1 protein-coding gene is annotated in these 267 nt (G+C 49.8%); it reads left to right on the plus strand.

From position 1 onward, the window contains the following. Positions 1-267: proton-conducting transporter transmembrane domain-containing protein (locus SB658_RS24415; protein WP_410602954.1), on the plus strand; the 267-nt coding region annotated here is incomplete at both ends.

Consider the following 267-nt stretch of genomic DNA (forward strand, 5'->3'; position numbering starts at 1 on the left):
CTAAGCGTAAAAATAAGCGAATCGGGCCAGACCGGGCTGATAACCGTGATCGGCGTCCTTCTTCTCGTCGTTTTCGGTTTAAAGGGCGGGATATTCCCGCTGTATTTCTGGATGCCGGGCTCTTATTACGCCCCGCCGGCTGCAATTTCGGCTTTATTCGGGTCTCTTTTGACGAAAGTCGGCCTGTATGCCATTTTAAGAGTATTCACCCTGATCTTTATTCACGATACGGGCTTTACCCACCAATTGATGATGTGGCTTGCGATG

Origin of the sequence: Bacillus sp. SIMBA_008, assembly GCF_046535495.1 — a bacterium.
Lineage (GTDB): Bacteria > Bacillota > Bacilli > Bacillales > Bacillaceae > Bacillus > Bacillus subtilis.